The sequence below is a fragment of the Pseudomonas sp. Marseille-Q0931 genome (assembly GCF_940789645.1).
Lineage (GTDB): Bacteria > Pseudomonadota > Gammaproteobacteria > Pseudomonadales > Pseudomonadaceae > Aquipseudomonas.
The window spans coordinates 224,164-249,085 of the sequence record NZ_CALNWT010000008.1; the positions used below are offsets into that span (position 1 = coordinate 224,164).

Sequence of the window (24,922 nt, forward strand, 5' to 3'; positions counted from 1 at the left end):
ATGAGTTTCAACATCGCCATGACCGGCCTCAGTGCCGTCAACGAACAGCTCAACACCATCAGCCACAACATCGCCAACGCCGGCACCACCGGCTTTAAGTCCTCGCGCACCGAGTTCGGCAGCATCTACGCCGACAGCCAGGCGATGGGCGTGGAAGTGCTGGCCACCACCCAGAGCATCAGCCAGGGCGGCTCCCTGGTGACCACCGGGCGCAGCCTTGATCTGGCCATCTCCGGCGGCGGCTTCTTCGTTACCCGTGGCGGCAATGGTGATGTCAGCTACACCCGCGCCGGCGTGTTCGGCGCCGACAAGGACAACAACATCGTCAACGCCGCCGGCCAGACCCTGCAGGGTTACCCGGTAGATGCTGCTGGCAATCTTTTGGTCGGCGCCATGGGTGATCTGCAACTGCGCAACGCCAACCTGCCGGCGCGCGCCACCGACAGCCTGGCCTTCGTCATGAACCTGGACTCCAACCAGACCGTGCCGGCCACCGCGCCGTTCGATCCGGCGGACGTCAACACCTACAACTCCACCTACACCACCAAGGTGTTCGACTCCCAGGGCAAGGAACACACCCTGACCCAGTATTTCGTCAAGACTGGCGATAACAGCTGGGAAGCCCACTATTACGCCGGCGGTACGGCTGTAGGCGCCCCTCAAGCCCTGACCTTCGGCACCAACGGCACGCTCACCGCGCCGGCCGGCCCGGTCAACGTCGGTTTCGCCCTGCCCGGTGTCGACCCGATGGCCATCGCCATCGACTACAGCAACTCCAGCCAGTACGGCTCCGACTTCGTCGTCACCACCAACCGTGCCAGTGGTTACGCAGCGGGTGAGCAGACCGGTCTCTCGGTTGAGAAGGACGGCATGGTCTACGCCAACTACAGCAATGGCCAGCGCATGCTGCAGGGCCAGGTGGCGCTGGCCACCTTCGCCAACGCTGGCGGCCTGAAGAACATCAGCGGCACTGCCTGGGTGGAAACTGCCGACTCCGGCGCGGCGCTGATCGGCGTGCCCGGTGTCGGACCGTTCGGCGCGCTGGTGGCCGGTTCGCTGGAGAACTCCAACGTCGACCTGACCCAGCAGCTGGTCGGTCTGATGGAGGGGCAGCGCAACTACCAGGCCAACACCAAGGTGCTGACCACCAACAAGGAACTCACCCAAGTGCTGTTCGGCGCGATCTGAGGCTGACCCATGGACCGTCTCGGCTACACCGCAATGACCGCCGCCAGCCGCACCATGAGCTCGCTCACGGTGCGCGCCAACAACCTGGCCAACGTCAACACGCCCGGCTTTCGTGCCGATCTGGAGCAGGCCCAGGCCGTCGCCGTGGAAGGCTACGGCTACGACAGCCGCCACCTGGCGCGGGTGAAGAACAACGGCGTCAACCTGGCGCCAGGTGAGCTGATGGCCACCGGCCGTGATCTCGACGTGGCGATCCAGGGCCGCGGCCTGTTCACCGTCGAGGGCGATGAAGGCGCCGAGCGCTACACGCGCAACGGCGCGCTGCAGGTCGATGCCGAGTTGCGCCTGACCCTGAACGGCCGCGCCGTGCTGGGCGAGGGTGGCCCCATCGTGCTGCCCGAATACGACAGCCTGCATATCGGCCGTGACGGCACCGTTTCGGTGATCCCGCGTGGCGATTTCGTCACCGCCGAGGTGGACCGCATCCGCGTGGTGGATGTTGACGCCGCCGATCTGACCAAGGATGCCAGCGGCCTGCTGGCGCGCATCGATGGTCAGCCGGCAGAGGGCCTGGAAACACCGGTGCTGGTATCCGGCTACCTGGAGGCGAGCAATGTCGGCGCCATCGATCAGCTGGTGGCGACCATGAGCCTGAACCGCCTGTTCGAAACCCAGGTGAAGATGATGAAGGCCGCCGAGGACCTTTCCGAGGCCGGCAACCGGATGATTCGCGGCAGCTGAGCCGGAAAGCCGGCGGCCGTGTAGGAGCGAGCTCTGCTCGCGAATCGAGTTTCGCCAGACACAGCTTCGCGAGCAGAGCTCGCTCCCACGAAACACAGGCACACGTCGTTGATAAGGCGTTCGCCACAGCGAAGAGGTAACGCACATGAGTTCCGCACTTTGGGTCAGCAAGACCGGCCTGGCCGCACAGGACAAGGCCATGAGCGCCGTGGCCAACAACCTGGCCAACGTCAACACCAACGGCTTCAAGAGCGACCGCGTGGTGTTCGAAGACCTGTTCTACGCCATCGAGCTGCAGCCGGGCGCCCAGGCCGATGAGGTCAATACCGTACCGTCGGGCATCCAGCTCGGCAGCGGTGTGCGTGTGGCCGGTACGCAGAAGGTGTTCACCGAAGGCAGCATCCAGACCACCGGCCAGCCGATGGACCTGGCGATCATCGGCGCCGGCTTCTTCCAGGTGGAAGCGCCCAACGGCGATATCTACTACACCGAGAACGGCCAGCTGCAGCTCAACGCCGAAGGCATGATCGTCAACTCCCAAGGCCTGCCGCTGACGCCGGCTATCGAAGTGCCGGCCGGTAGCAGCCGCTTCACCGTGGGCAGCGACGGCATCGTCACCGCCGTGCTGGCCGGCGACACCCTGCCCTCCGAGCTGGGCCAGATCACCCTGGTCAACTTCACCAACCCGGGCGGCCTCGAAGCGCTCGGCGGCAACCTCTATCGCGAAACCGTGGCCAGCGGCGAGCCGCAGGAAGGCGTGCCGGGCGAGGAAGGCCTGGGCAACCTCAAGCAGGGCGTGCTGGAAGGTTCCAACGTGCAGGTGGTCGAGGCCATGGTCAACATGATCTCCATCCAGCGCGCCTACGAAGCCAACGCCAAGGTGCTCGACGCTGCGTCGGGCATGCAGCAGTTCCTCAACCAGACCGTGTGATCGCCATGACCCGCCTGCTCCCGCTCGCTCTGCTTCTGGCCCTCGGCGGCTGCGCCAGCTTCAACGAGATGCTGCCTGAGGAAGACTCCAGCCACTACGAGCCCCTGGCGCTGGACTACAGCGTGCCGCCGACCACCGGCGGTGGCCTGTTTCGCAGCGGCTACAGCGGCTCGCTGACTGGCGACAAGCGTGCAGTGCGGGTCGGCGACATTCTCACCGTGGTGCTCGACGAGTCCACCCAGTCGAGCAAGAGCGCCGGCACCAGCTTCGGCAAGACCTCGGGCGTTTCCGTCGGTATTCCCACCGTGCTGGGCAATACCTACGACCGCCTGGAAAGCTCCGCCTCGGCCGAGCGCGATTTCAATGGTTCGGCGCGCAGCTCGCAGCAGAACACCCTGCGCGGCTCCATCGCCGTGACCGTGCATCAGGTGCTGCCCAACGGCACCCTGCTGATCAAGGGCGAGAAGGCCCTGCGCCTGAACCAGGGCGATGAGTACATCCGTCTGGTCGGCCTGGTGCGCATGGACGACATCAACCGCGCCAACCAGGTGTCCTCGCAGAACGTGGCCAACGCGCGCATTTCCTATGCCGGTCGCGGCGTGCTCAACGACAGCAACTCGGCAGGCTGGTTGACGCGTTTCTTCACCCACCCGCTGTTCCCGCTCTGAGGCCCGGTCATGCTCAAACGCTCACTCGTCGCCCTGCTCCTGACCTGGCCACTGTCGACCCACGCCGTGCCGCTGATGGACCTGGTGGACATCGAAGGAATCCGCGGCAACCAACTGATCGGCTACGGCCTAGTGGTCGGCCTCGACGGCACCGGCGACAAGAACCAGGTGCGCTTCACCAGCCAGTCGGTGGCCAACATGATCAAGCAGTTCGGCATCAACCTGCCGCCGAACGTCGACCCCAAGCTGAAGAACGTCGCGGCGGTCACCGTGACCGCAGAAATTCCGCCGTCCTACAGCCCGGGGCAAACCGTGGATATCACCGTCGCCTCGCTGGGCGATGCCAAGAGTCTGCGCGGCGGCCAGTTGCTGCTGACGCCGCTGCAGGGCGTCGATGGCGAAACCTATGCCCTGGCTCAGGGCGCCGTGGTTGTCGGCGGTCTGAATGCCACCGGGCAGAGCGGCTCCAGCGTGGCGATCAACTCCGCCAACAGCGGTCGCGTGCCCAACGGTGCCACCGTCGAGCGGATGATCCCCAGCGATTTCAGTACGCGCGACGAGGTCATGCTCAACCTGCGCCAGCCCAGCTTCCAGACCGCCGCCAAGGTGGTCGAGGCGGTCAACGGCCGCTTCGGCAGCGGCACTGCCAGCGCCCTGAATTCGACCAAGATCGCCATCCGTGCGCCGATTACCAGCACCCAGCGCATCGGCTTCATGGCGATGCTCGAAGGCCTTGAGGTCGAAGAAGGTCGTGAGCGACCGAAGGTGGTGTTCAACAGCCGCACCGGTACCGTGGTGGTTGGCCAGGGCGTACGGGTCAAGGCCGCTGCCGTGGCTCACGGTACCCTGACCGTGACCATCAGCGAGAACCCGCAGGTCAGTCAGCCCAACGCCTTCTCCGGCGGCCAGACCGCCGTGGTGCCGCGCTCCGACGTTGCCGTCAGCCAGGACAAGAACGCCATGTTCAAGTGGCCCGATGGCGCCAGCCTGGACAGCATCATCAACACCGTGAACAGCCTCGGCGCCACCCCGGACGATGTCATGAGCATCCTCCAGGCGCTGGAACAGGCCGGTGCCCTCAACGCTGAACTGATCGTGATCTGAGCCATGAGCATCGTTTCCCTCGCCCAACACATGAGCAGCCACCGCGGCAGCGCCGACGGCATCGGCACCGCCCGCGAGCAGCAGCTGCAGGCTGCGGCCGAGCAGTTCGAGGCCTTGTTCCTGCAGCAGATCCTCAAGCAGATGCGCAAGGCCAGCGACGTGCTCGCCGAAGGCAACCCGATGCGCAGCCGCGAGATGGACACCATGCGCGACTTCTACGACGAAGTGCTGGCCGAGACCCTGGCCGGGCGCAAGCAGACCGGCATCGCCGACATGCTGGTCAAGCAGCTGTCCGGTGGTGGCGATAGCGCGGTGGACATGGACGCAGCCGCCGCCGCTGCCCGCTCGGCGGAATTGCCGCAGCGTTCTGCCAGCAGTCTGCTTGAGCCGCTGCGCAGCACCTGGCAGCGCGGCATCGACAGCCTCGGCAAGGTCTGGGACAAGGGCTCGGCAGGCTTCGTCGCCCTGGTCGATCGCGTCATCCAGCAGGAGTCGGCCGGGCGTGTCGACGCCGTATCGCCCAAGGGCGCGCGCGGCCTGATGCAGCTGATGCCGGACACCGCGCGGGAAATGGCCGCCGAGCTCGGCCTGCCCTTCAGCGAGTCTCGCCTGACCACCGACGCCGCCTACAACAAGCGCCTGGGCAGTGCCTACCTGGACAAGATGCTGCAGCGCTACGACGGCCACCAGGCGCTGGCGCTGGCGGCCTACAACGCCGGCCCCGGCCGCGTCGACGAGTGGCTGAAGGTCAACGGCGACCCGCGCAGCGGCGAGATCGCCACCGGCGCCTGGATCGAGCGCATCCCCTTCCAGGAAACCCGCGACTACACGCGCAAGATCCTTGGCGACCTGGCCAAGACCGAGATGCCGGCCAAGGACGATGCCCAGGCCAGCAGCCCGCTCAGCGCGCAGACCCGCCAGCAACTGGCCAGCGCCCTGAGCGCCGACAGCGGCCTGCTGCTCGGCACCGTGGCTGGCAAACAGGCGCTGACGCGTGACGAATTTAAGTCCGTCGATGATTCCGTCGCCCTGTCATCGGTAACAGCCCAATTCGCTGCCGACGACGCCCGTGCGCCGCGTCTGGCGGCTTTCGCTCAGCCGATGCGCTTCGAGCGACAGGAGAGTTAATTCGTGAGCATCCTCAACCAGATCGCCTACAGCGGTGTGCGTGCCAGCCAGGTGGCCCTGGCCAGTACCGGGCAGAACATCGCCAACGTCAACACCCCGGGTTTCAGTCGCCTGCAGACCATCACCGGATCGCTGGCCGGGCAGGGTGGCCTGAGCGTCGGTGGCGGCGTGGAGGTGATCAGCATCCGCCGCATGACCAACGAATTTCACAACCAGCAGCTGTGGCGCGCGACCACCGAGCAGAACTTCTATGGTGCCTCGCAGCAGTACCTGACTGCGCTGGAGGCGCTGATGTCCGGCACCGGATCGAGCATCAGCGCCGGTCTCGACCAGTTCTTCGCGGCCTTGAGCGAAGCCAGCGCCACGCCCGGCTCCATCGCCCTGCGCCAGCAGATCATCAGCGAGGCCGGCAACCTGGCGCAGCGCTTCAACGGCCTGAGCAGCAACATCGACGCGCAGGTCAAGGCGCTGCAGGAGCAACGCAGCGCCATGGCCACCGAGATCAACGGCCTGACCGAGAACATCGCGCTGCTCAACAAGAAAATCGTCGAGACCGAATCGGTCAAGGGCGACAGCACCGCGCTGCGCGATCATCGCGAAAGCCTGATCGGCGAACTCAGCCAGTTCGCCAAGCTGCGTGTCAACGAAGTCCCCGATGGTTCGGTCAGCGTCGCCCTGGCCAACGGCCAGCCGCTGGTGGCCGGTCCGACGGCCGGCCAGCTCAAGGTGGCGATGACCGCGAGCGGCGAGCAGGAAGTCAGCCTGGCCTTCGCCGGCACCAGCTTCCCGCTGCGTCAGGATGGTTTCGGCGGCGCCTTCGGTGGTCTCCACGAGGTCGAGTACGGCAGCCTGCGGCCGAACCTGGACGCGCTGCATGACATGGCCAGCCAACTCGCGCAGATGGTCAATGACGTGCTCGCCACCGGCTTCGACCTCAATGGCAACCCGGGCCAGCCGCTGTTCGTCTACGACCCCTCCAGTACCACTGCGCTCCTGCGTGCCGAGCCGCTGACGGCCGAGCAACTGGCGCTGTCCTCGGCTGCCGGGGAGACCGGCAACAACGAAGTGCTGCTGGATTTGCTCGGGCTGAAGAACCAGACCATCACCCTCAACGGCAGCCAGGTGACGCTCAACGACGCCTATGCCGGCCTGCTTGGCCAGGTCGCCAGTGACAGCCGGCAGAATCAGGCCGACCTCAAGTCCGCCACCGCCGTGACCCAGCAGGCCCAGTCGCAGCGCGACAGCGTCAGCGCCGTGAGCCTGGACGAGGAGGCGGTCAACCTGATGACCTACCAGCAGGCCTACCAGGCCAACATGAAGGTCATCAGCACCGCCAACCAGTTGTTCGACGACATGCTTTCCGCGTTCTGACGCGGCTCTAGAGAGATTCAGCCATGATGCGCATCACCAACTCGCAGATTACTTCGATGATGCACAGCTCGATGAACGCCAGTTCCGCCGAGTTGGGCAAGCTGATGCAGCAGATGGCCACCGGCAAGCGCATCCTGCTGCCGTCCGACGACCCCGTCGCCAGCGTGCGCGTGCTGCGGGTGGAGCGTGAAGAGGCGAGTCTGGAGCAGTTCCGCAAGAACATCGCCAACGTCTCCGGCAGCCTGTCGACGCAGGAGGCCAACCTCAAGTCCACCTCCGACGCCATGCTCAACGTGCGTGATCTGCTGCTGTGGGCAGCCAACGGCTCCAACGCCAGCGAAGATCTGGCCGCGATGGCCGGCGAGCTGTCGATCATCGAGGACACCATCTTCAGTTTCGCCAACGTGCGCGACGAGGAAGGCCGCTACTTGTTCTCCGGCACCCTCAGCGACACGCCGGCGCTGGCCTTCGACGCCGCGACCCAGACCTACAGCGTTACCGGCAACGACAAGCATCGCCAGGCCGCCGTGGCCAACGGCGTGCTGGTCGATGAGAACGTCACCGCTGCCAGCGTCTTCGGCGCCGGCGTGGACGTACTCAACGAACTGCGCAGCCTGATCAACACCCTGCAGGACCCGGCGCTGGATGCCACCGACCCGGCCGTCCGACAGCAGATCGTCGACACCCTGGGCGCCCTGGACGAGGCCCATGGGCGCGTGATGGGCTCGGTCACCGAACTCGGCGGCCGGCAGAACGCCCTGACCCTGCTGACCGACAGCAACGAGGACGTCTCGCTGGTCAACCAGAAGATCGAGGGAGAGCTGTCGAAGCTGGACTATGCCGGCGCCACCATCGATCTGAATAACTACCAGCTGGCCCTGGGGGCAACGCAGAAGACTTACCTGAAGATCAACGAGATGTCGTTGTTCAGCCTGCTGTAAGGAGCCTGCGGTGATCAAGGTCGATAAACAGCTCCCGGTCGTCACGCCCCTCGATCCGCAGGCACGGCGCCCGGTGCAGGGCGAGCAGGCGGTGCAGCGCCAGCGCAAGCAGGCGCCCGCTGCCGAACAGTCTGCGCAGCCGCGCGGCAAGAGCGCCACCTTCAACCTGCAGCTCAATCAGCAGCTGACCTCGATGCAGGCCGCCGACAGCTATCTGGGCGAACTGGCCGGCCGCCTTGGCCAGCTCAAGCTCAGCCTCAGTCGCGAGCTGAGCAACGCCCAGGCCGGCGAACGCGAAGGCCTCAAGCGTGAGCTGGAACAGGTGCGCAAGCTGCTTGGCGAACGCAGCCAACGCTCCGGCGAGGCGCTGGATGCCGGCTTCAAGCTGCGCCTCAACGAGCCGGTGCGCAGCCGCTTCAGTCTGCAGGGGCTGGATTCGATCGCCAGCGTGCAGCAGGCCGGCAAGGAAACCCTGTTGTTCAGCGCCGGGCGCAAACTGGCCGAGCCGCTGGCGGTGGTGCTCGACGAGGGGCTGAGTGAGCAGCAGATCCTGCGCCGCTTCAACGCCGGCCTCGCTCCGGCGGGCATTCGTGCTGAAGTCGATAATGGCGGGGCGCTCAAGTTCAGCGCCCGCGAAAGCGAGTGGCAGCAGCTCAGGGGCGAGCTGCGTATGCAGGGCGAAGGCAAGCTGGCGGCCAAGGCCGCGGCGCCCGTCGTCAGCCAGGAAGACCAGCTGCTGCGTCTGCCCGAAGCTGCGCGCCTGGACGGCGCGCGAGAACTGCGCCGGGCGCTGGATGAAGTGGTGGCGGCGCTGGACAAGATCGGCGCGTTGCGTGAGCAGCTCAGCCATCGCCAGGACGAAATCCGCGAGTTTCTCGCCCGTCATGCCGAGCACAACGAGCGCGAATGGGCGCGCGACTTCGCCGGCGAGGTCTTCAGCCTGATGCGCCGCAGCCCCAGCAGTTATGCCGCGGTGACCCAGACCGTCGTCGCCCAGGCCAACATCAGCAGGTCCACGGTGGTCAGCCTGCTCTCCTGAGCATCGATACTCCGACTCCTCAGCCGTCAGTCGCTCTTCCCCTTGTTTCATGGCGACTGGCGGCTTTTTTATGCGAACGCTGACGACCAGTCGTCCGCTTCATGACTGGTCGCACAGAATGATGGCGTTTTAGCAGCTATCATTGCGCCCTTTCCGCAGCAACTGGGCCTTGCGCCCGTCGAACTGCCCCTCGCATTCCAATAAAAACCCCGCACTCAAGGGTTCACCCATCACTGCTGGCGCACGCCTGCGGTGCATTGCCTCGTCCCCGAATTGGAGTACCGACGTGTTGAAGAAGTACCTATCTCTTATTCTGCTCGCCTGCACCGCGCTGGTGAGCATGCCAAGCCTGGCGCAACTGACCGATTCCGAAGCCATGAACATGGCCGGCCTGCAGCGCTCGCTGACCCAGCGTATGGCCAAGAACTACCTGATGCTGGGTGCCGATGTGCGCGTGGACGTGGCCCAGCGCCAGCTGCAGGAAACCATCCAGCGCTTCGATGCCAGCCACACCGCGCTGATCGCCTATGCGCCCACCGCCGAGATCAAGGCTGCGCTGGCCAAGGTTGATGCCACCTGGACCGTCCATCGCCAGCAGATCGAAGCCAAGCCGGAGCACGCCAAGGCTGCGCAGATGCTCGCCACCAGCGAGGAATTGCTGCAGCAGACACAGCACGTCAGCGACCTGATGGGCCAGCACCTGGGCGCCATGGGCGCCTCCGTGCACCGCACTGGCTGGGCACGCGTGCAGACCCAGCGCATCGCCATGCTCTACATGGCCAAGTCCTGGCGTGTGCCGGCGCCGGACCTGGACGCCAAACTGGACACGGCCGTGAGCGATTTCGAGACCATCCTCAAGGAGCTGGAAGCCCGCGGCACGCCGAGCGAGGAAATCGCCAACACCCAGCGTCGCGCCCGCGCCCACTGGGGCTTCACCCTCAAGGGCATCGACCTGCATGCCGAGCGCGACTTCGTGCCGACCGTGATCACCGTCAGCACCGACTCGCTGTTCCGCCAGCTCAACGAGCTGACCCGCCTGTACGCCGGCCTGCAGGCCAAAGAGGCCTGATAGCCATTCGCCAGGCCGTCACCTTGGCCGCCCGTTTTTGCGCTATAACGGAGCGCAAGGCGGGCACAGGTGGCGGACATGAGCGAAGCAACTGATCAGGCGGTTTACAAGACCCTGCTGGAGTCCACCCGGGCGATCCCCTGGAAGATCGACTGGAAGACCATGACCTTCGCCTACATCGGCCCGCAGATCGAGAGTCTGCTGGGCTGGTCGCAGGCCAGCTGGGTCAGCGCCGAGGACTGGGCCTCGCGCATGCACCCGGACGATCGCGAGAAGGTGGTGCAGTTCTGCGTGTCGCAATCGCAGAACGGCGTCGACCACGAGGCCGACTACCGCGCGCTGACCGCCGCCGGCGACTACGTGTGGATTCGCGACGTGGTGCATGTGGTGCGCGACGACAACGGCGAGGTGGACTCGCTGATCGGCTTCATGTTCGACATCAGCGAACGCAAGAAGACCGAGGAGCAGTTGCTGATCCTGCAGAAGCAGCTGGAAGAGTATTCCTACAAGGACGGCCTCACCGGCGTCGCCAACCGGCGCATGTTCGACACGGTGCTAGCCACCGAGTGGGCCAATGCCCAACGCACCCAGCAGCCGCTGTCGCTGATCCTGCTGGATATCGATCACTTCAAGCAGTTCAACGACCATTACGGCCATATCCAGGGCGACGATTGCCTGAAGAGCGTCGGCCAGGCGCTGAGCCGCGCCGCCAGCCGGCCACGGGATTTCGTCGGCCGCTTCGGTGGCGAGGAGTTCGTGCTGGTGTTGCCGGAGACCGACGAGGCCGCCGCCCGTCATATCGCCGAGCGCTGCCGCCAGCAGGTGCGCCAACAGCGCATTCCCCATGAGCACTCGTCAGTATCGTCCATGCTCACCATCAGCCTTGGTGTCGGCACCATCGTGCCGGGCGCGCACGACCGCCCGCTGGATTTCCTCAATGGCGTCGATAAGCTGCTCTACCTGGCCAAGCAGCGAGGCCGTGACCGCTTGGAAGTGGCCAAGATGCCTGCTCGCTCTGAGCGGGACGGTGCCGCTGACGCCCGCGCTTGAGCAATCGTTAACCTGGGCGTAACGATTGCGTCGACTGCTTGATTGATGACCACAAGGTCACGCTCCTAATGTGCCTCCACGACAGCGGAACTCGTGGAGTCATCGATGACAACAACAATATCCCCACCGCCGCAGTGGTCGCGCCGTCGCGCTGAAAAAGCGCGGCGACTCGATCAGGTGCGTCACCTTGCCGATGGCGTGGTGCTGCCGGGCGACAAGATCGTGGCAGCCCTCGAAGCGCTGATCGCCCCCGGTGATCGAGTGGTGCTCGAAGGCAACAACCAGAAGCAGGCGGATTTCCTCTCCCGCTCGCTGGCCCAGGCCGACCCCGTTCGCCTGCACGACCTGCACATGATCATGCCCAGCGTCAGCCGCGCCGAGCATCTCGATCTGTTCGAGCGCGGCATCGCCCGCAAGCTCGACTTCTCCTTCGCCGGGCCGCAGAGCCTGCGCATCGGCCAGCTGCTCGAAGACGGGCTGCTGGAAGTCGGCGCCATCCACACCTATATCGAACTCTACTCGCGTCTGCTGGTGGATCTGATCCCCAACGTCGCCCTGGTCGCCGGCTTTCAGGCCGACCGCCACGGCAACATCTATACCGGGCCGAGCACCGAGGACACCCCGGCGCTGGTCGAGCCGACCGCGTTTTCCGACGGCATCGTGATCTTCCAGGTCAACGAGATCGTCGACGAGCTGCCGCGTGTGGACATTCCCGCCTCCTGGGTCGACTTCGTGGTGGTGGCGGACAAGCCCTTCTATATCGAGCCGCTGTTCACCCGCGACCCGCGCCATATCAAGCCGGTGCACGTGCTGATGGCGATGATGGCGATCCGTGGCATCTACGAAAAACACAATGTGCAGTCGCTCAACCACGGCATCGGTTTCAACACCGCCGCCATCGAGCTGATCCTGCCGACCTACGGCGAATCGCTGGGTCTGAAGGGCAAGATCTGCCGCAACTGGACGCTCAACCCGCACCCGACGCTGATCCCGGCCATCGAGACCGGCTGGGTGGAAAGCGTGCACTGCTTCGGCACCGAGCTGGGTATGGAGGGCTATATCGCCCAGCGTCCGGACGTGTTCTTCACCGGCCGCGATGGCTCTATGCGCTCCAACCGCATGATGTGCCAGTTGGCCGGGCAGTACGCGGTCGATCTGTTTATCGGCGCCACCCTGCAAGTGGATGGTGATGGTCATTCCTCCACCGTGACCCGTGGGCGCCTGGCCGGTTTCGGTGGCGCGCCGAATATGGGTCACGACCCCCGCGGGCGGCGTCATTCGACGCCTGCCTGGCTGGACATGCGCCCTAGCGACAGCGAAGCGCCGCTGCTCGAGCGCGGCAAGAAGCTGGTGGTGCAGATGGTCGAGACCTTCCAGGAGGGCGGCAAACCGACCTTCGTCGAGCGTCTGGATGCAGTGGACGTAGCCAAGAAAGCCGGTATGCCGCTGGCGCCGATCATGATCTACGGCGACGACGTCACCCACCTGCTCACCGAGGAAGGCATCGCCTACCTGTACAAGGCGCGCTCGCTGGAAGAGCGTCAGGCGATGATCGCCGCGGTCGCCGGCGTGACCGCCATCGGCCTGCGCCACGACCCGAAAGAAACCGCGCGCATGCGCCGCGAGGGGCTGATCGCCCTGCCCGAAGACCTCGGCATCCGCCGCACCGATGCCAGCCGCGAGCTGCTCGCGGCCAAGAGCATCGCCGAGCTGGTGGAGTGGTCCGGCGGCCTATACAACCCGCCCGCCAAATTCAGGAGCTGGTGATGAATGCACTGACTGCAATTCAGCCACAGCTCTCGCTATCCCTGGGCGATTGGCTGGCGGACCTGGCCGTCGACGCGCTGATCGACGAGGCCGACCTGTCGCCCAAGCCGGGGCTGGTGGACCGGCGTGGCAGCGGCGCGCACACCGATCTGCACCTGGGTCTGATGCACGCTTCGGCGCTGGCCCTGTGGCCGAGCTTCAAGGCTATGGCCGAAACCGCCCAGCAGCGTGGCGAGATCGACCTGCATTTGCGTGAAGCCGTCGGCCGTATTGGTCGCGAAGGCGAGCAGGAGATGCTGCGCGTAACCGGCGGCGTCAACACCCATCGCGGCGCAATCTGGGCGCTGGGTTTGCTCAGCAGCGCAGCGGCGCTGGACGTCAGCCAACTGGCACCGGCTCAGGTCGCCCTGCGCGCCGCCCGTCTGGCCCTGCTCAACGACCGCACCGCACCTGTCACTGGCGACAGCCATGGCGCCCAGGTCTGCCGCTTGTACGGCGTACATGGCGCCCGCGAGGAAGCGCAGCTGGGTTTCCCGTCAGTGATCCAGCAGGCGCTGCCGCAACTGGCACGCAGCCGCGCTGCCGGGGCAGGGGAGCAGAACGCCCGCCTGGATGCGCTGCTGGCGATCATGACCCAGTTGGCCGATACCTGTGTGCTCTATCGCGCCGACATGGCCGGGTTGACCCGCATGCAGAGCGGCGCCCGTGCGGTGCTCGCCGCTGGCGGTTGCGCCAGCCTTGACGGTCGCCGCTGCCTGCGTGATCTGGAGCGCGACATGCTGCACCTGCGTGCCTCGCCTGGCGGCGCTGCCGATCTGCTCGCCGCCACCCTGTTCCTCGACCGCCTGCAGCATGGCCTGCCGGCGCAGCTTGGGAGTCTGTGAAATGGAAACCCTGTCTTTTCAATTCCCCGCCGGGCAACCGGCCAAGGGCCGCGCGCTGGTCGGTTGCGTCGGTTCCGGCGACCTGGAAGTGATGCTCGAACCCGGCCAGGCCGGCACCCTGGCGATTGAAGTGGTCACCTCGGTCAACGGCAGCGCGCCGCGCTGGCAGCTCTTGTTCGAGCGCATGTTCGGCGAACAGCAGCTGCCCGCGCTGAACATCGCCATCCATGATTTTGGCGCCACGCCCGGCGTGGTGCGCCTGCGCCTGGAACAGGGCCTGGAGGAGCTCAACCATGGCTGAGCAGAACATCCAGCGCCTACTGGCGCAGCGCAGCTTTACTGAACTCGGTGCCCGCGAACGGGCCCGCGCACTGCTCGATGCCGGCAGCTTTCGCGAGCTGCTCGATCCCTTCGCCCGGCTGATGTCGCCCTGGCTGCCCAAGCAGGGCATCGTGCCCCAGGCCGATGACGGCGTGGTGGTGGCCAAGGGGCTGATTGACGGCCAGCCTGCGGTGGCGATCGCCATCGAAGGCGCCTTCCAGGGCGGCAGCCTTGGCGAAGTGGGCGGGGCGAAGATCGCCGGCGCCCTGGAGCTGGCGGCCGAAGACAACCGCAATGGCACGCCGACCCGCGCCGTGCTGCTGCTGGAGACCGGCGGCGTGCGCCTGCAGGAAGCCAACCTGGGTCTGGCGGCCATCGCCGAGATCCAGGCCGCTATCGTCGAGCTGCGCCAATACCAGCCGGTGATCGGCCTGGTCGCCGGCCCGGTCGGCTGCTTCGGCGGCATGTCCATCGCCGCCGGGCTGTGCAGCTACCTGCTGGTGACCCGTGAGGCGCGCTTGGGCCTCAACGGCCCGCAGGTGATCGAACAGGAAGCCGGGCTGGACGAATACGACTCGCGTGATCGGCCCTTTATCTGGAGCCTGACCGGCGGCGAGCAGCGCTACGCCAGCGGTCTGGTCGACGGCTATGTGAGTGATGACGTCGAGGCCATTTGCAGCGAGCTGCACGGCCTGTTCGCCAAGGGTAAACCCGAGCTTGAGCGCAGCCGTCGCCACGCCTGGTTCCTGCAACGCCTGCGTGACGTCGACACCTCGATTCAGGCCGATGCCGCTGCCGTGCGCAGCGCCTACCAGGGAGCATGAACATGACAACTGCACAGCAGCAACGCGGTCTGCACTGGTTCCAGGCCCTGGCCGGCGATGCCCAGCCGCAACAAGGCTTGCCTGCCTCGCTGCGGGTCGCCGATGGCGAAGTGGCCGGCCAGGCGGTGCGCTATCTGGCGGTGATCGCCGATGCCAACAACCCATTCCCCCGTGCCCGCAACGGCGAGGTCGGCCTGCTCGAAGGCTGGGGTCTGGCCCAGGCTGTGGATGAAGCCATCGAGGCGGACCGCGACAATCCACACAAGCGCGCGCTGATCGCCATCGTCGACGTGCCGAGCCAGGCCTACGGCCGCCGCGAGGAGGCCTACGGCATCCATCAAGCGCTGGCCGGCGCGGTGGACGCCTATGCCCGTGCCCGCCTGGCCGGCCATGCGGTGATCGGTTTGCTGGTGGGCAAGGCCATGTCCGGCGCCTTCCTCGCTCACGGTTACCAGGCCAACCGTCTGCTCGCCCTGCGCGACGCCGGGGTGATGGTGCACGCCATGGGCAAGGCCGCCGCCGCGCGCATCACCCTGCGCAGCGTCGACGAACTGGAGGCGCTGGCCGCCAGCGTGCCGCCCATGGCCTACGACCTGGACAACTACGCCTCGCTTGGCCTGCTAGCCGATGTACTCGATGTAGAGCAGGTGACGCAGCCGACCAGCGCTGATCTGGCCCATGTTCAGGACGCCCTGAGTCTCGCCCTGGCCGATATCGCCGCCAGCCCCCGTGACTTACGCAACCGCCTGGGCGCCGCCAACCGCGCGGCTTCCTCGACGGTGCGTGAGGCCTTGCGCGCGCAGTGGTGAAGCGAAATGGCGGGTTGCACCCGCCCTACAGAGGACTCTGCGGCACCTTGTGCACATGAGCTGCTGCAGACAAGTAGGGCGGGTGAAATCCGCCAACCCCGAATAACGCGAAATGGTGGGTTGCACCCACCCTACGGAGAAACCGATGCACCCGACACCCCGTCCACATGATCTGCTTTGGGGCCTGCGCCCCGAGCAGCTGCCACAGGAGGCGCCGGCCTGGGCTCGCGCCGCCCTGGGCGGGCATGTGCCGGTGGTGGTGCGCCGTGCGCCTGCCGAGTCCGGCTGGGTGGCGGTGGGTGTGCGTGGCGCCGCGCGTGAGCAGCGTTACGCCACCTGGATGCGCCTGAGCGAGATCAACCAGGTGATCAGCCCCGAAGCGGTTGCCCACGCCGGGCACTGGCGCCAACACGGACAGCCGCAATGGCCGGCATTGCAGGCATTGGAACAGCTGGCGCAGCAGTTCGATGCGCTTGGCCTGAGCTGGGGCGTGACCGGCAGCCTGGGCTTCGAGCTGGCCAGCGGTATCGCCGCCGCGCACGCGAATAGCGATCTCGACCTGCTGCTGCGCGCGCCCGAGCCGGTTTCGCGGGGCGAAGCGCGGACATTGTGCATGCTGCTGGACGAGGCGCCGGGGCGTATCGACCTGCAGCTGGAAACCCCATACGGCGCCGTGGCGCTGCGCGAATGGGCCGGCGAGTCACCGCGCGTATTGCTGAAAACCCAGGAAGGTCCGCTGCTGATCAACGATCCCTGGCAAACGCAGCAGGTGGCGGCATGAGCACGCTCTGGGCCTTTCCGGGCCAGGGCGCGCAGCAGCCCGGCATGCTGCATGCCTTGCCTGATGCGCCTGTGGTGCAGGCCTGCATCGAGCAGGCGAGCGCTGCGTTAGGTGAAGACGTGCGCCTGCTGGATTCAGCCGAAGCCTTGCAAAACACTCGCGCCGTGCAGCTGTGCCTGTTGATTGCCGGCGTAGCGGCAGCGCGCGTGCTGAACGAACGCGGCCATCGCCCGGACTATGTTGCCGGCCTGTCCATCGGCGCCTATGCCGCTGCCGTGGTGGCCGGTGCGCTGGAGTTTGCCGATGCCGTGCGCCTGGTCGCCTTGCGTGGCGAGCTGATGCAGCGTGCGTACCCTAATGGCTATGGCATGACCGCCATCCTCGGCCTCGACCAGGGCAGCGTCGAGCGCCTGCTCGCCGAAGCCGAGGGCCCGGTGTATCTGGCCAATATCAACGCCGAAACCCAACTTGTGATCGCCGGCAGCGATGCCGCCATGGCGACCGTTGCCGAGCGTGCCCGAGCACTGGGCGCCGGCTGCGCCAGGCGTTTGGCCATGAGCGTGCCGTCGCACTGCGAACTGCTCGCTGCACCGGCTCGCGAGCTGGCGGCAGCCTTCGCCAAGGTCGAGCTGCGCGCGCCCCAGGTGCGCTACCTGAGCGGCAGTTCGGCGCGCCTGATCCGTGATCCCGAAACCCTGCGCGACGACCTGGCTTACAACATGAGCCGCGTCGTCGGCTGGCAGGCCACCCTCGTCACCGCCTATGAGCGCGGCGTGCGCCTGCACCTGGAATTGCCTCCAGGCAGCGTGCTGACCGGCCTTGCCCGCCGCGTACTCGAACCTGGCCAGGCGATCGCCTTCACCGGCGCGCGCCTGGATACACTCGACGCCATGTTGCGTCAGGAGGTAAGCCGCGACCGCTGAGCCGTAGCGTTTACCGAAGCACAAAAACAACAACTTCGAACGTAAAACGAGGACAACAACAATGATCATCTACGGTGTCGCCTTTCTGGCGTTCTGCACCCTGGCAGGCATCTTCATCGGAGAGCTGCTGGGCAAACTCATTGGCGTGCCCGCCAACGTCGGCGGTGTCGGCATCGCCATGCTGCTGCTGATCTTCCTCGGCAGCTACCTGAACAAACGCGGCCTGTTCACCGGCAAGTCGGAGCAGGGCGTGGAGTTCTGGAGCGCCATCTACATCCCCATCGTGGTCGCCATGGCCGCCCAGCAGAACGTCTACGGTGCCCTCAGCGGCGGGCCGATGGCGATCATCGCCGGGATCGCCGCCGTCGCTGCCGGTTTCGCCCTGGTGCCCGTGCTCAGCCGGGTCGGGCAAAAGAAGCCTGAAGGCGATGTCACCTCCTCCATGACCAAAGCGCCACGGTGATCGCCATGTACGAATCCCTGCTCAAGGTACTGACCAGCTACGGCATGCTCAGCGGCTTCGCCATCATCGGCATCACCATGTGGGTGTCGTACTGGATGTCCGACAAACTCACTCGTGGTCGCCTGCACGGCTCCGCCATCGCCATCCTGCTCGGCCTGCTGCTGTCCTATATCGGTGGCGTTTATACCGGTGGGCAAAAGGGCCTGGTGGACATACCCCTGTTCGCGGGCGTGGGCCTGCTCGGCGGCGCCATGCTGCGTGACTTCGCGATCGTCGCCACGGGCTTCGGCGTCAGTGTCGAAGAACTCAAGCGTGCAGGGTTCGCCGGGGTGCTGGCACTGTTCGTTGGCGTGCTGTCGTCCTTCGTCGCCGGGGTAGCAGTGGCCATGGCCTTCGGTTACACCGACGTGGTCAGCCTGACCACCATCGGCACCGGCGCGGTGACCTACATCGTCGGCCCAGTGACCGGTGCGGCCCTCGGCGCCAGCTCCGACGTGATGGCGTTATCCATCGCCGCCGGCCTGATCAAGGCGATCCTGGTGATGGTGGCCACGCCCTTCGTCGCCCCCTATATCGGCCTGAACAACCCACGCAGCGCGGTGATCTTCGGTGGCCTGATGGGCACCTCCAGCGGCGTGGCTGGAGGCCTGGCGGCGACCGATCCCAAGCTGGTGCCGTACGGCTGCCTGACCGCGGCCTTCTACACCGCGCTGGGCTGCCTGCTCGGCCCGTCGCTGCTCTACTTTCTGATGCGAGGCCTTCTGGGCTGACTCTTTGCCCGCCGCCATGGCGGGCTTTTTATTTAGGCTGAAAGCGCTGCCCTGTGGGAGGCGCTTCAGCGGCGACGCTTGCGCCTACGACTGCCGGCTGTACATGCGGCACTCGGCGAGCAGCGCCAACAGGTTCGGGTCGCGTTCCTTGGCCTTGAGGAACACCACGCCGATATGCTGCTGCAGGTGGTACTTGGCCTGCAGCGGAATCAGCTTCACCCGGTTCTCGTACACCGCGGCCACGCGCCCCGGCAGCAGCGCGTAGCCGACACCGGAGCTGACCATGCTGAGCAGGGTGAAGATGTCCTTCACCTGCATCGCCACCTTCGGCTCGAAACCGGCCTGCTGGAACACCCGCTCGCCATCGCGGAAGGTGGCGTAGCCTTGGGTCAGGGTGATGAAGGTGTCGTCGCGCAGGTCGGCCAGATCCACTTCGGCCTGCTCGGCAAAGGGTGAGTCGTTCGGTGCGGCGAGGAAGATGTCATCGGAGAACAGCGCCAATTGCTCGCAGTCCGGGTCGCTGACGCTGTCGTCGAGGGCGATCAGGATGGCGTCCAGCTCCATGTTCTTCAGCTTGTACAGCAGGTCGACGTTGGAACCGAGCACCAAGTCGATGTTCAGCTCGCTGCGGCGCAGCTTCAGGCCCATGATCAGTTGCGGAACCGTCTTCACCGTCAGCGAGTAGAGCGCGCCGAGCTTGAAACGCTCGGCGCCGAAGCCTGCTGCCTCACGGGTCAGGCGCACCATCTCCTGGGCGTCCTGGATCAGCTTTTGCGCCTTCTCCTCCAGCATGTAGGCGCTTTCCAGCGGGATCAGGTTGCGCCCTTCGTGCTTGAACAGCGGGCAGCGCAGCGCACTTTCTAGCGAGTGGATGGCGCGGTGCACGCTGACATTGCTGGTCTGCAGCTCGCTGGCGGCGCGCGCCAGGTTGCCGCTGCGCATGAACGCCAGGAAGACCTCCAGCTTTTTGAGAGTCAGTTCTTCGTCAATCAGCATGGGCCTGTCCTTTTTCCAGCGGTAGACGATTGTGCCGCATCCCGAGTGGCTGCGGTGGCCGATCGTTACGACTTTGGTGGCATGAGCAGGCATTGCCAGGCCACGCGGATTACCTCGGCGTGCGAACTGTGCTGTAGTGCGAGCGATGTCCGCTTCTTTCTTCTCGCGCCCAGGAGTCTGCCCATGCAACTGATCTACGCCGCTGCCTCTCCCTTCGCCCGCAAGGTTCGCGTGCTGGCTGCGGAAACCGGCCTGCTGGCACGTATCGAACTGCTCGATACCGCCGTATTGCCAACCACCGTCAATGAACAGGTCAACGCGCGCAATCCGCTGGGCAAGATTCCGGTGCTGCTGACCGGGGACGGCGAGGCGCTGTACGACAGCCGGGTGATCTGCGAATACCTCGACACCCTGCACCAGGGCCGCAAGCTGCTGCCGGACGGCGGTGCACGCTGGCAGGTGCTGCGCCTGGCGGCACTGGCTGACGGCCTGATGGACGCGGCACTGCTGGCGCGCTACGAACGCAGCGTGCGACCGGTCGAGCTGCAATGGCCGGCCTGGCTCGACGGCCAGCAGGGCAAGGTGCAGCGCGCGCTGACGGAGCTGGAACGCCAGACCGAACACCTGCAGGGACCACTCGACCTCGCACAGATCGGCGTCGCTTGCGCGCTGGGTTACCTGGACTTTCGCTTTGCCGACTTCGACTGGCGCGCCGGGCATTTAGGGTTGGCGGCATTTCAGCAGACCTTTTCTCAGCGCGCGTCGATGCAGGCAAGTGTGCCTGGGTAAGATCGTGCATGGCCTGCGTATCTATCACCAGACAACGCAACCTTTTGGCTGCGTAACTCCGTAGCGGATGTCAGGCAGCCAACGCCGCGGGCGAGACGGTGTTAAGTGTTCTGGCAGGCTTGGTCGACTGGCATCGAGTGTCGGGCATGCCAATTGGCCATTCAAACGGAGCCATCGAGGCTTCCGCCACTGATTCCCGAAAAGATTCACAACTTGGCGCGCGTTCTACGTTCGTATGGGAGGACAAATGTGTAAGTTGTCACTTATCATACGTCCTACAACTGCGAAGGCGGTTGTGAATCCCGGCGCCGCAGCCGGGTCTCATTCAATGTCCCGGTGGTGCCTTATGCGCCATCCACTGACAGGAGAACACCATGCTGAGTCTGACTGGCCACAATTACATCGGCGGTGAGCGCCGCGCCGCCGGCACCGTCGAGCACAAGAGCCTCGACGCCAGCAGCGGTGAAGCGCTGCCGTATACCTTTATCCAGGCCACGCCGGAAGAAGTCGACGCTGCCGCCCAGGCTGCCGCTGCCGCTTATCCGACCTACCGCAACCTGTCGGCCGTGCGCCGTGCCGAGTTCCTCGAGGCCATCGCCGACGAAATCGATGCCCTCGGTGACGACTTCGTTGCCCTGGTCACCCGTGAAACCGCACTGCCGGCTGCCCGCATCCAGGGCGAACGTGGTCGTACAAGTGGCCAGGTGCGCCTGTTTGCCAAGGTGCTGCGCCGTGGCGACTTCTACGGTGCGCGCATCGACCGCGCCCTGCCGGATCGCCAGCCGCTGCCGCGTCCGGATCTGCGCCAGTACCAGATCGGCGTCGGTCCGGTTGCCGTATTCGGCGCCAGCAACTTCCCGCTGGCCTTCTCCACCGCGGGTGGCGATACCGTCTCGGCCCTGGCCGCCGGTTGCCCGGTGGTGTTCAAGGCGCACAGCGGCCACATGGCCACTGCCGAGTGCGTGGCCGATGCGATCATCCGCGCCGCCGAGAAAACCGGCATGCCCAAGGGCGTGTTCAACATGATCTTCGGTGGCGGCGTCGGCGAGATCCTGGTCAAGCACCCGGCCATCCAGGCCGTCGGCTTCACCGGTTCGCTGAAAGGCGGTCGCGCCCTGTGCGACATGGCCGCTGCCCGTCCGCAGCCGATCCCGGTGTTCGCCGAGATGTCCAGCGTCAACCCGGTGATCGTCCTGCCGGGCGCCCTGAAAGCGCGTGGCGCCACCGTCGCCAAGGAGCTGGCGGGTTCCGTGGTACTGGGCTGCGGTCAGTTCTGCACCAACCCGGGCCTGGTCATCGGTATTCGCAGCGCCGAGTTCAGCGAGTTCGTCGCTGGCCTGGCCGATGCCATCGGCGCGCAGCCGGCGCAGACCATGCTCAACGCCGGCACTCTGCGCAGCTACACCAGCGGCGTTGCGCAGCTCAAAGGCCATGCAAAAGTCAGCCATCTGGCGGGCAACGAGCAGGCCGGCAACCAGGCACAACCGCAGCTGTTCAAGGCCGACGTGAGCATGCTGCTCGAAGGCGACCACCTGCTGCAGGAAGAAGTCTTCGGCCCGACCACCATCGTCGTCGAAGTCGCCGACAGCGCCGAGCTGACCCGTGCCCTGCAGAGCATGCACGGCCAGCTGACCGCGACCCTGATTGCCGAGCGTGATGATCTGAGCGCCTTCCGCGATCTGCTGCCGCTGCTGGAAGTCAAAGCAGGCCGTGTGCTGCTCAATGGCTACCCGACTGGTGTGGAAGTCTGCGACTCCATGGTCCATGGCGGCCCGTACCCGGCGACTTCCGACGCTCGCGGTACGTCGGTCGGCACCCTGGCGATCCACCGCTTCCTGCGTCCGGTGTGCTATCAGAACTACCCGGACGAGGTCCTGCCGGAGGCGCTGCAGAACGCCAACCCGTTGGGCATTCAGCGTCTGGTCGATGGCGTGCACAGCCGTGACGCGCTGAGCTGATCGCAACGCTGCAAAGAACAATGCCGCACCTTTCAAGGTGCGGCATTGTTCGTTCAGGCGGTTGCAACCTTACTTGACAGCGGCCTGGGTTTTCTCCACCGCCTGGATGATCACCTTGGCCACATCGCTCGGACGCGATTGCTGCGGCACGTGGCTGGCGGCGACCTCGGTGGTTTGCGCACCGAGCTTCTTGGCGAAGTCGCGCTGCATCTCTGGCACGATCATGCGGTCATCGCTGGCGACCAGGTACCAGGACGGCTTCTGCTTCCAGGCTGCGACGCTGGTGCGCTCATCGAACGCCGCTGCGCGGATCGGGCCTTGCGTGGCGGTCATCACCGCGGTCTGCGCGGCTGGTAGGTCCTGGGCGAAGTCGGCGGCCATGCCCTGCGGTGTCAGATACAGGAAGCCATTCTTGTCCGCCGCGATCTGGCTCGAACCCGGCGCGGTGCGGTAGCCGCTGTAGAGCTCGCCGCTGGACTGACCGGCGTTGGGGGCGAACGCCGCGACGTAGACCAGGCTGCGCACTTTCTCGTCGGCCCCGGCCTCGGTGATCACCGTGCCGCCCCAGGAGTGGCCGACCAAAACCACGTCGCCGTCCTGGTTGTTCAGCACGCGCTGGGTGGCGGCGACGTCGTCGGCCAGCGAGGTCAGCGGGTTCTGCACCACGGTGACCTTGATGCCTTTTTCCTGCAGCAGCGGCACGACCTTGGCCCAGTCGGAGCCGTCGGCGAAGGCGCCGTGGACGATCACCACCGAGGGCTTGGCCTCGGCAGCCTGGGTATTGGCGGCGAAGAAGGGGCTGGCAGTGGCGAGGGCCAGGATCAACGGCTTGGAATTGAACATGATTGAATCTCCTGTGCTTGGGGGAGTTCAGTGTCGATAATGCGCCGGTGTCCCGGTATCGGTCGTTTATCCGAGGCCGGCAAAAAACAGGAGAGCTGCCCATGCAGGTGAATGACGCCGTCGCGCTCGAAGACGCCATGCTGGCCCTGGCCATGGTGGGGGACCTGAGCATGGGCCAGCCCATCGATCAATCGCGGCGCACTGCGCGCCTGGCACAGTGGTTGGTGCAGGCTGCTGGCGGCGATCAGGCGCAGATCGATGCGGCCCGCCAGGTGGCGCTGCTGCGTTGGTCCGGCTGCACGGCCAACGCCGAGGGCTTCATGCGCCTGTTCGGCGACGATGTCGGTGGGCGCCGCGACATGCTCGCGCACAACCTCAATGCCGCCGGCCAGCGCGCCATGCTGCGCACCACGCCATTGGCCGTGGTGCACTGCGAAGTCGCCGGCGAGGTGGCCCGCACCCTCGACTTGCCGGGGCAGGTCGAGCTGGGGCTGCGGCACATCTTCGAATGCTACGACGGCAGCGGCGGGCCGCTGGGCCTGCGTCATCCCGATATTCCGCAGGTGGTCTATCACGTGGTGCTGGCCGGCGATCTGGAGATCCTCTCGCGCGCCCATGGTCTGGAGGCGGCGCTGGAATGGATCGGCGCACAGGGCGATCGCCGCTATCCCGCTGCCCTCGCCGAGCTGCTTGTCCGCCACGCTGCAGAGTGGCTGGGCGCACTGCGCACGCCCGAGGGCATGCGGTCTGGCGTCGGGCCGCAGGTCTCGCTAACCCTGGTGGGCGACGTGATCGACCTCAAGCTGCCCTGGCTGGCCGGCTATTCGCGTCAGGCTGCCAACCTCGTGCGTGACGCCGGCCGGCTGTGGGGCCTACCCGAGCCGCGCGTCGAGCTGCTCGCCAAGGCGGCACTGATCCATGGCCTGGGCCGCGCGGCCGTGCCCAATCGAATCTGGAGCACGCCCGGCCCGCAGCTCGAAGGCGACCTCGAATCGGTACGCCTGGTGCCCTACTGGACGCACCGCGCATGCAGTCAGATCGGTGGTTTGAGCGAAGCCGGACAATTGGCTGCGCACGCCTACGAACGGCTGGATGGCAGCGGCTATTTCCGCTCACTGAGTGGTGATGCCCTGAGTGGCGAACACCGACTGCTGAGCGCCGCACTGGCCTGGCTCGCATTGCGCGGCGAGCGCCCCTGGCGAGCGGCTTTAGATGATGATCAGGCCGCCCGGCTGCTGCAGGATGAAGCCGAGCAGGGCCGCTTTGATCTGCGAGCCTGCCAGGCGGTGATCAGCGCGGCGCACGGCGAGCATGCGCCGCTGGCCAGCAAAGCTGGCAACGGCCTGCTCAGCGAGCGCGAAACGCAGATTCTGCAGCGCATCAGCGGCGGGGCGAGCAACAAGGCGGTGGCGCGCGACCTGGGCATCAGCCCGAGCACCGTGCGCACCCATGTCGAGAGCGTGTTCCGCAAGCTGCAGTGCTCGACGCGCGCCGCTGCGACGCTAAAGGCGCTGACCTTGGGAGTGATTTGAGACAGGAGCGACGGATCAGTCGCCCCCGCCGC

General features: G+C 66.0%; 25 protein-coding genes. 23 read left to right on the top strand and 2 right to left on the bottom strand.

The window, feature by feature from the left end; translation table 11 throughout:
- The 20 genes from flgE to madM all read left to right on the top strand — a co-directional run bounded on the left by flgE (position 1) and on the right by madM (position 18,772).
- Positions 1 to 1,188 (top strand): flagellar hook protein FlgE, encoded by a 1,188-nt coding sequence (flgE, locus tag P3C50_RS14835; RefSeq protein ID WP_275546595.1) that lies wholly within the window; start codon positions 1 to 3, stop codon positions 1,186 to 1,188.
- 9 nt (positions 1,189 to 1,197) lie between these two features.
- Positions 1,198 to 1,929 carry a flagellar basal body rod protein FlgF gene (locus P3C50_RS14840; protein WP_275546596.1) on the top strand — a complete coding sequence of 244 codons (732 nt, stop codon included), beginning with the start codon at positions 1,198 to 1,200 and terminating at the stop codon, positions 1,927 to 1,929.
- Positions 1,930 to 2,074: 145 nt separating this feature from the next.
- On the top strand, positions 2,075 to 2,860 hold the full coding sequence (gene flgG / locus P3C50_RS14845) for a flagellar basal-body rod protein FlgG (protein ID WP_197857738.1): 786 nt from the start codon (positions 2,075 to 2,077) through the stop codon (positions 2,858 to 2,860).
- Positions 2,861 to 2,865: 5 nt separating this feature from the next.
- Complete coding sequence (gene flgH, locus P3C50_RS14850) at positions 2,866 to 3,528, top strand: flagellar basal body L-ring protein FlgH (RefSeq protein ID WP_275546597.1); 663 nt, start codon at positions 2,866 to 2,868, stop codon at positions 3,526 to 3,528.
- Between the two features lie 9 nt (positions 3,529 to 3,537).
- The gene (locus P3C50_RS14855; RefSeq protein WP_275546598.1) at positions 3,538 to 4,632 is read left to right on the top strand and encodes a flagellar basal body P-ring protein FlgI; all 1,095 of its coding nucleotides are present in this window, start codon (positions 3,538 to 3,540) and stop codon (positions 4,630 to 4,632) included.
- A 3-nt stretch (positions 4,633 to 4,635) separates the two neighbouring features.
- On the top strand, positions 4,636 to 5,760 hold the full coding sequence (locus tag P3C50_RS14860) for a transglycosylase SLT domain-containing protein (RefSeq protein ID WP_275546599.1): 1,125 nt from the start codon (positions 4,636 to 4,638) through the stop codon (positions 5,758 to 5,760).
- A gap of 3 nt (positions 5,761 to 5,763) precedes the next feature.
- A complete protein-coding gene (gene flgK, locus P3C50_RS14865; RefSeq protein ID WP_275546601.1) occupies positions 5,764 to 7,131 on the top strand; it encodes a flagellar hook-associated protein FlgK in 1,368 nt (455 codons plus the stop codon).
- Positions 7,132 to 7,154: 23 nt separating this feature from the next.
- A complete protein-coding gene (gene flgL / locus P3C50_RS14870; RefSeq protein ID WP_275546602.1) occupies positions 7,155 to 8,072 on the top strand; it encodes a flagellar hook-associated protein FlgL in 918 nt (305 codons plus the stop codon).
- 13 nt (positions 8,073 to 8,085) lie between these two features.
- Positions 8,086 to 9,111, top strand: a complete 1,026-nt coding sequence (locus tag P3C50_RS14875; protein WP_275546622.1) for a hypothetical protein — start codon at positions 8,086 to 8,088, stop codon at positions 9,109 to 9,111.
- A gap of 286 nt (positions 9,112 to 9,397) precedes the next feature.
- Positions 9,398 to 10,180 carry a type IV pili methyl-accepting chemotaxis transducer N-terminal domain-containing protein gene (locus P3C50_RS14880; RefSeq protein ID WP_197857744.1) on the top strand — a complete coding sequence of 261 codons (783 nt, stop codon included), beginning with the start codon at positions 9,398 to 9,400 and terminating at the stop codon, positions 10,178 to 10,180.
- A 78-nt stretch (positions 10,181 to 10,258) separates the two neighbouring features.
- A complete protein-coding gene (locus P3C50_RS14885) occupies positions 10,259 to 11,230 on the top strand; it encodes a sensor domain-containing diguanylate cyclase (protein ID WP_275546603.1) in 972 nt (323 codons plus the stop codon).
- 105 nt (positions 11,231 to 11,335) lie between these two features.
- Positions 11,336 to 12,997 (top strand): malonate decarboxylase subunit alpha, encoded by a 1,662-nt coding sequence (mdcA, locus tag P3C50_RS14890; RefSeq protein ID WP_275546604.1) that lies wholly within the window; start codon positions 11,336 to 11,338, stop codon positions 12,995 to 12,997.
- Complete coding sequence (locus P3C50_RS14895) at positions 12,997 to 13,881, top strand: triphosphoribosyl-dephospho-CoA synthase (protein ID WP_275546605.1); 885 nt, start codon at positions 12,997 to 12,999, stop codon at positions 13,879 to 13,881. The genes mdcA and P3C50_RS14895 overlap by 1 nt, the downstream gene beginning before the upstream one ends.
- Position 13,882: 1 nt before the next feature.
- Entirely contained in the window at positions 13,883 to 14,182 is a 300-nt protein-coding gene (locus tag P3C50_RS14900) for a malonate decarboxylase subunit delta (RefSeq protein ID WP_275546606.1), read from the top strand.
- Positions 14,175 to 15,026 (top strand): biotin-independent malonate decarboxylase subunit beta, encoded by an 852-nt coding sequence (locus P3C50_RS14905; protein ID WP_275546607.1) that lies wholly within the window; start codon positions 14,175 to 14,177, stop codon positions 15,024 to 15,026. The genes P3C50_RS14900 and P3C50_RS14905 overlap by 8 nt, the downstream gene beginning before the upstream one ends.
- A 2-nt stretch (positions 15,027 to 15,028) precedes the next feature.
- A complete protein-coding gene (gene mdcE, locus P3C50_RS14910; protein ID WP_275546608.1) occupies positions 15,029 to 15,835 on the top strand; it encodes a biotin-independent malonate decarboxylase subunit gamma in 807 nt (268 codons plus the stop codon).
- Positions 15,836 to 15,980: 145 nt separating this feature from the next.
- Complete coding sequence (locus P3C50_RS14915; RefSeq protein WP_275546609.1) at positions 15,981 to 16,616, top strand: malonate decarboxylase holo-ACP synthase; 636 nt, start codon at positions 15,981 to 15,983, stop codon at positions 16,614 to 16,616.
- Positions 16,613 to 17,539, top strand: coding sequence for a malonate decarboxylase subunit epsilon (mdcH, locus tag P3C50_RS14920; protein ID WP_275546611.1), 927 nt, complete (start codon positions 16,613 to 16,615; stop codon positions 17,537 to 17,539). Before P3C50_RS14915 ends, mdcH begins: the two co-directional genes overlap by 4 nt.
- 61 nt (positions 17,540 to 17,600) lie before the next feature.
- Entirely contained in the window at positions 17,601 to 18,002 is a 402-nt protein-coding gene (gene madL / locus P3C50_RS14925) for a malonate transporter subunit MadL (protein WP_197857753.1), read from the top strand.
- 5 nt (positions 18,003 to 18,007) lie between these two features.
- Positions 18,008 to 18,772 (top strand): malonate transporter subunit MadM, encoded by a 765-nt coding sequence (gene madM, locus P3C50_RS14930; protein WP_197857754.1) that lies wholly within the window; start codon positions 18,008 to 18,010, stop codon positions 18,770 to 18,772.
- An 84-nt stretch (positions 18,773 to 18,856) separates the two neighbouring features.
- On the opposite strand, the gene P3C50_RS14935 is transcribed toward madM, so the two are convergent.
- A complete protein-coding gene (locus tag P3C50_RS14935; protein WP_275546612.1) occupies positions 18,857 to 19,768 on the bottom strand; it encodes a LysR substrate-binding domain-containing protein in 912 nt (303 codons plus the stop codon).
- A 183-nt stretch (positions 19,769 to 19,951) separates the two neighbouring features.
- On the opposite strand from P3C50_RS14935, the gene P3C50_RS14940 reads away from it, so the two are divergent.
- Positions 19,952 to 20,557, top strand: coding sequence for a glutathione S-transferase (locus P3C50_RS14940; protein ID WP_275546613.1), 606 nt, complete (start codon positions 19,952 to 19,954; stop codon positions 20,555 to 20,557).
- Between the two features lie 374 nt (positions 20,558 to 20,931).
- Positions 20,932 to 22,515 carry an aldehyde dehydrogenase (NADP(+)) gene (locus tag P3C50_RS14945; protein ID WP_275546614.1) on the top strand — a complete coding sequence of 528 codons (1,584 nt, stop codon included), beginning with the start codon at positions 20,932 to 20,934 and terminating at the stop codon, positions 22,513 to 22,515.
- Between the two features lie 69 nt (positions 22,516 to 22,584).
- Here P3C50_RS14945 and P3C50_RS14950 read toward each other — a convergent pair whose 3' ends face one another.
- Positions 22,585 to 23,358, bottom strand: a complete 774-nt coding sequence (locus P3C50_RS14950) for an alpha/beta fold hydrolase (RefSeq protein ID WP_275546615.1) — start codon at positions 23,356 to 23,358, stop codon at positions 22,585 to 22,587.
- 101 nt (positions 23,359 to 23,459) lie between these two features.
- Between P3C50_RS14950 and P3C50_RS14955 the strand changes: the two genes are divergently transcribed.
- Positions 23,460 to 24,890, top strand: coding sequence for an HD domain-containing phosphohydrolase (locus P3C50_RS14955; RefSeq protein ID WP_275546616.1), 1,431 nt, complete (start codon positions 23,460 to 23,462; stop codon positions 24,888 to 24,890).
- The last annotated feature ends 32 nt before the right edge of the window (positions 24,891 to 24,922 follow it).

Excerpts from the sequence above, each read along its gene's own strand:
- flgE (WP_275546595.1), top strand. The coding sequence starts at position 1 with ATGAGTTTCAACATCGCCATGACCGGCCTCAGTGCCGTCAACGAACAG.
- P3C50_RS14840 (WP_275546596.1), top strand. The coding sequence starts at position 1,198 with ATGGACCGTCTCGGCTACACCGCAATGACCGCCGCCAGCCGCACCATG.
- flgG (WP_197857738.1), top strand. The coding sequence starts at position 2,075 with ATGAGTTCCGCACTTTGGGTCAGCAAGACCGGCCTGGCCGCACAGGAC.
- flgH (WP_275546597.1), top strand. The coding sequence starts at position 2,866 with ATGACCCGCCTGCTCCCGCTCGCTCTGCTTCTGGCCCTCGGCGGCTGC.
- P3C50_RS14855 (WP_275546598.1), top strand. The coding sequence starts at position 3,538 with ATGCTCAAACGCTCACTCGTCGCCCTGCTCCTGACCTGGCCACTGTCG.
- P3C50_RS14860 (WP_275546599.1), top strand. The coding sequence starts at position 4,636 with ATGAGCATCGTTTCCCTCGCCCAACACATGAGCAGCCACCGCGGCAGC.
- flgL (WP_275546602.1), top strand. The coding sequence starts at position 7,155 with ATGATGCGCATCACCAACTCGCAGATTACTTCGATGATGCACAGCTCG.
- P3C50_RS14885 (WP_275546603.1), top strand. The coding sequence starts at position 10,259 with ATGAGCGAAGCAACTGATCAGGCGGTTTACAAGACCCTGCTGGAGTCC.
- mdcA (WP_275546604.1), top strand. The coding sequence starts at position 11,336 with ATGACAACAACAATATCCCCACCGCCGCAGTGGTCGCGCCGTCGCGCT.
- P3C50_RS14895 (WP_275546605.1), top strand. The coding sequence starts at position 12,997 with ATGAATGCACTGACTGCAATTCAGCCACAGCTCTCGCTATCCCTGGGC.
- P3C50_RS14900 (WP_275546606.1), top strand. The coding sequence starts at position 13,883 with ATGGAAACCCTGTCTTTTCAATTCCCCGCCGGGCAACCGGCCAAGGGC.
- P3C50_RS14905 (WP_275546607.1), top strand. The coding sequence starts at position 14,175 with ATGGCTGAGCAGAACATCCAGCGCCTACTGGCGCAGCGCAGCTTTACT.
- mdcE (WP_275546608.1), top strand. The coding sequence starts at position 15,029 with ATGACAACTGCACAGCAGCAACGCGGTCTGCACTGGTTCCAGGCCCTG.
- P3C50_RS14915 (WP_275546609.1), top strand. The coding sequence starts at position 15,981 with ATGCACCCGACACCCCGTCCACATGATCTGCTTTGGGGCCTGCGCCCC.
- mdcH (WP_275546611.1), top strand. The coding sequence starts at position 16,613 with ATGAGCACGCTCTGGGCCTTTCCGGGCCAGGGCGCGCAGCAGCCCGGC.
- madL (WP_197857753.1), top strand. The coding sequence starts at position 17,601 with ATGATCATCTACGGTGTCGCCTTTCTGGCGTTCTGCACCCTGGCAGGC.
- madM (WP_197857754.1), top strand. The coding sequence starts at position 18,008 with ATGTACGAATCCCTGCTCAAGGTACTGACCAGCTACGGCATGCTCAGC.
- P3C50_RS14935 (WP_275546612.1), bottom strand. The coding sequence starts at position 19,768 with ATGCTGATTGACGAAGAACTGACTCTCAAAAAGCTGGAGGTCTTCCTG.
- P3C50_RS14940 (WP_275546613.1), top strand. The coding sequence starts at position 19,952 with ATGCAACTGATCTACGCCGCTGCCTCTCCCTTCGCCCGCAAGGTTCGC.
- P3C50_RS14945 (WP_275546614.1), top strand. The coding sequence starts at position 20,932 with ATGCTGAGTCTGACTGGCCACAATTACATCGGCGGTGAGCGCCGCGCC.
- P3C50_RS14950 (WP_275546615.1), bottom strand. The coding sequence starts at position 23,358 with ATGTTCAATTCCAAGCCGTTGATCCTGGCCCTCGCCACTGCCAGCCCC.
- P3C50_RS14955 (WP_275546616.1), top strand. The coding sequence starts at position 23,460 with ATGCAGGTGAATGACGCCGTCGCGCTCGAAGACGCCATGCTGGCCCTG.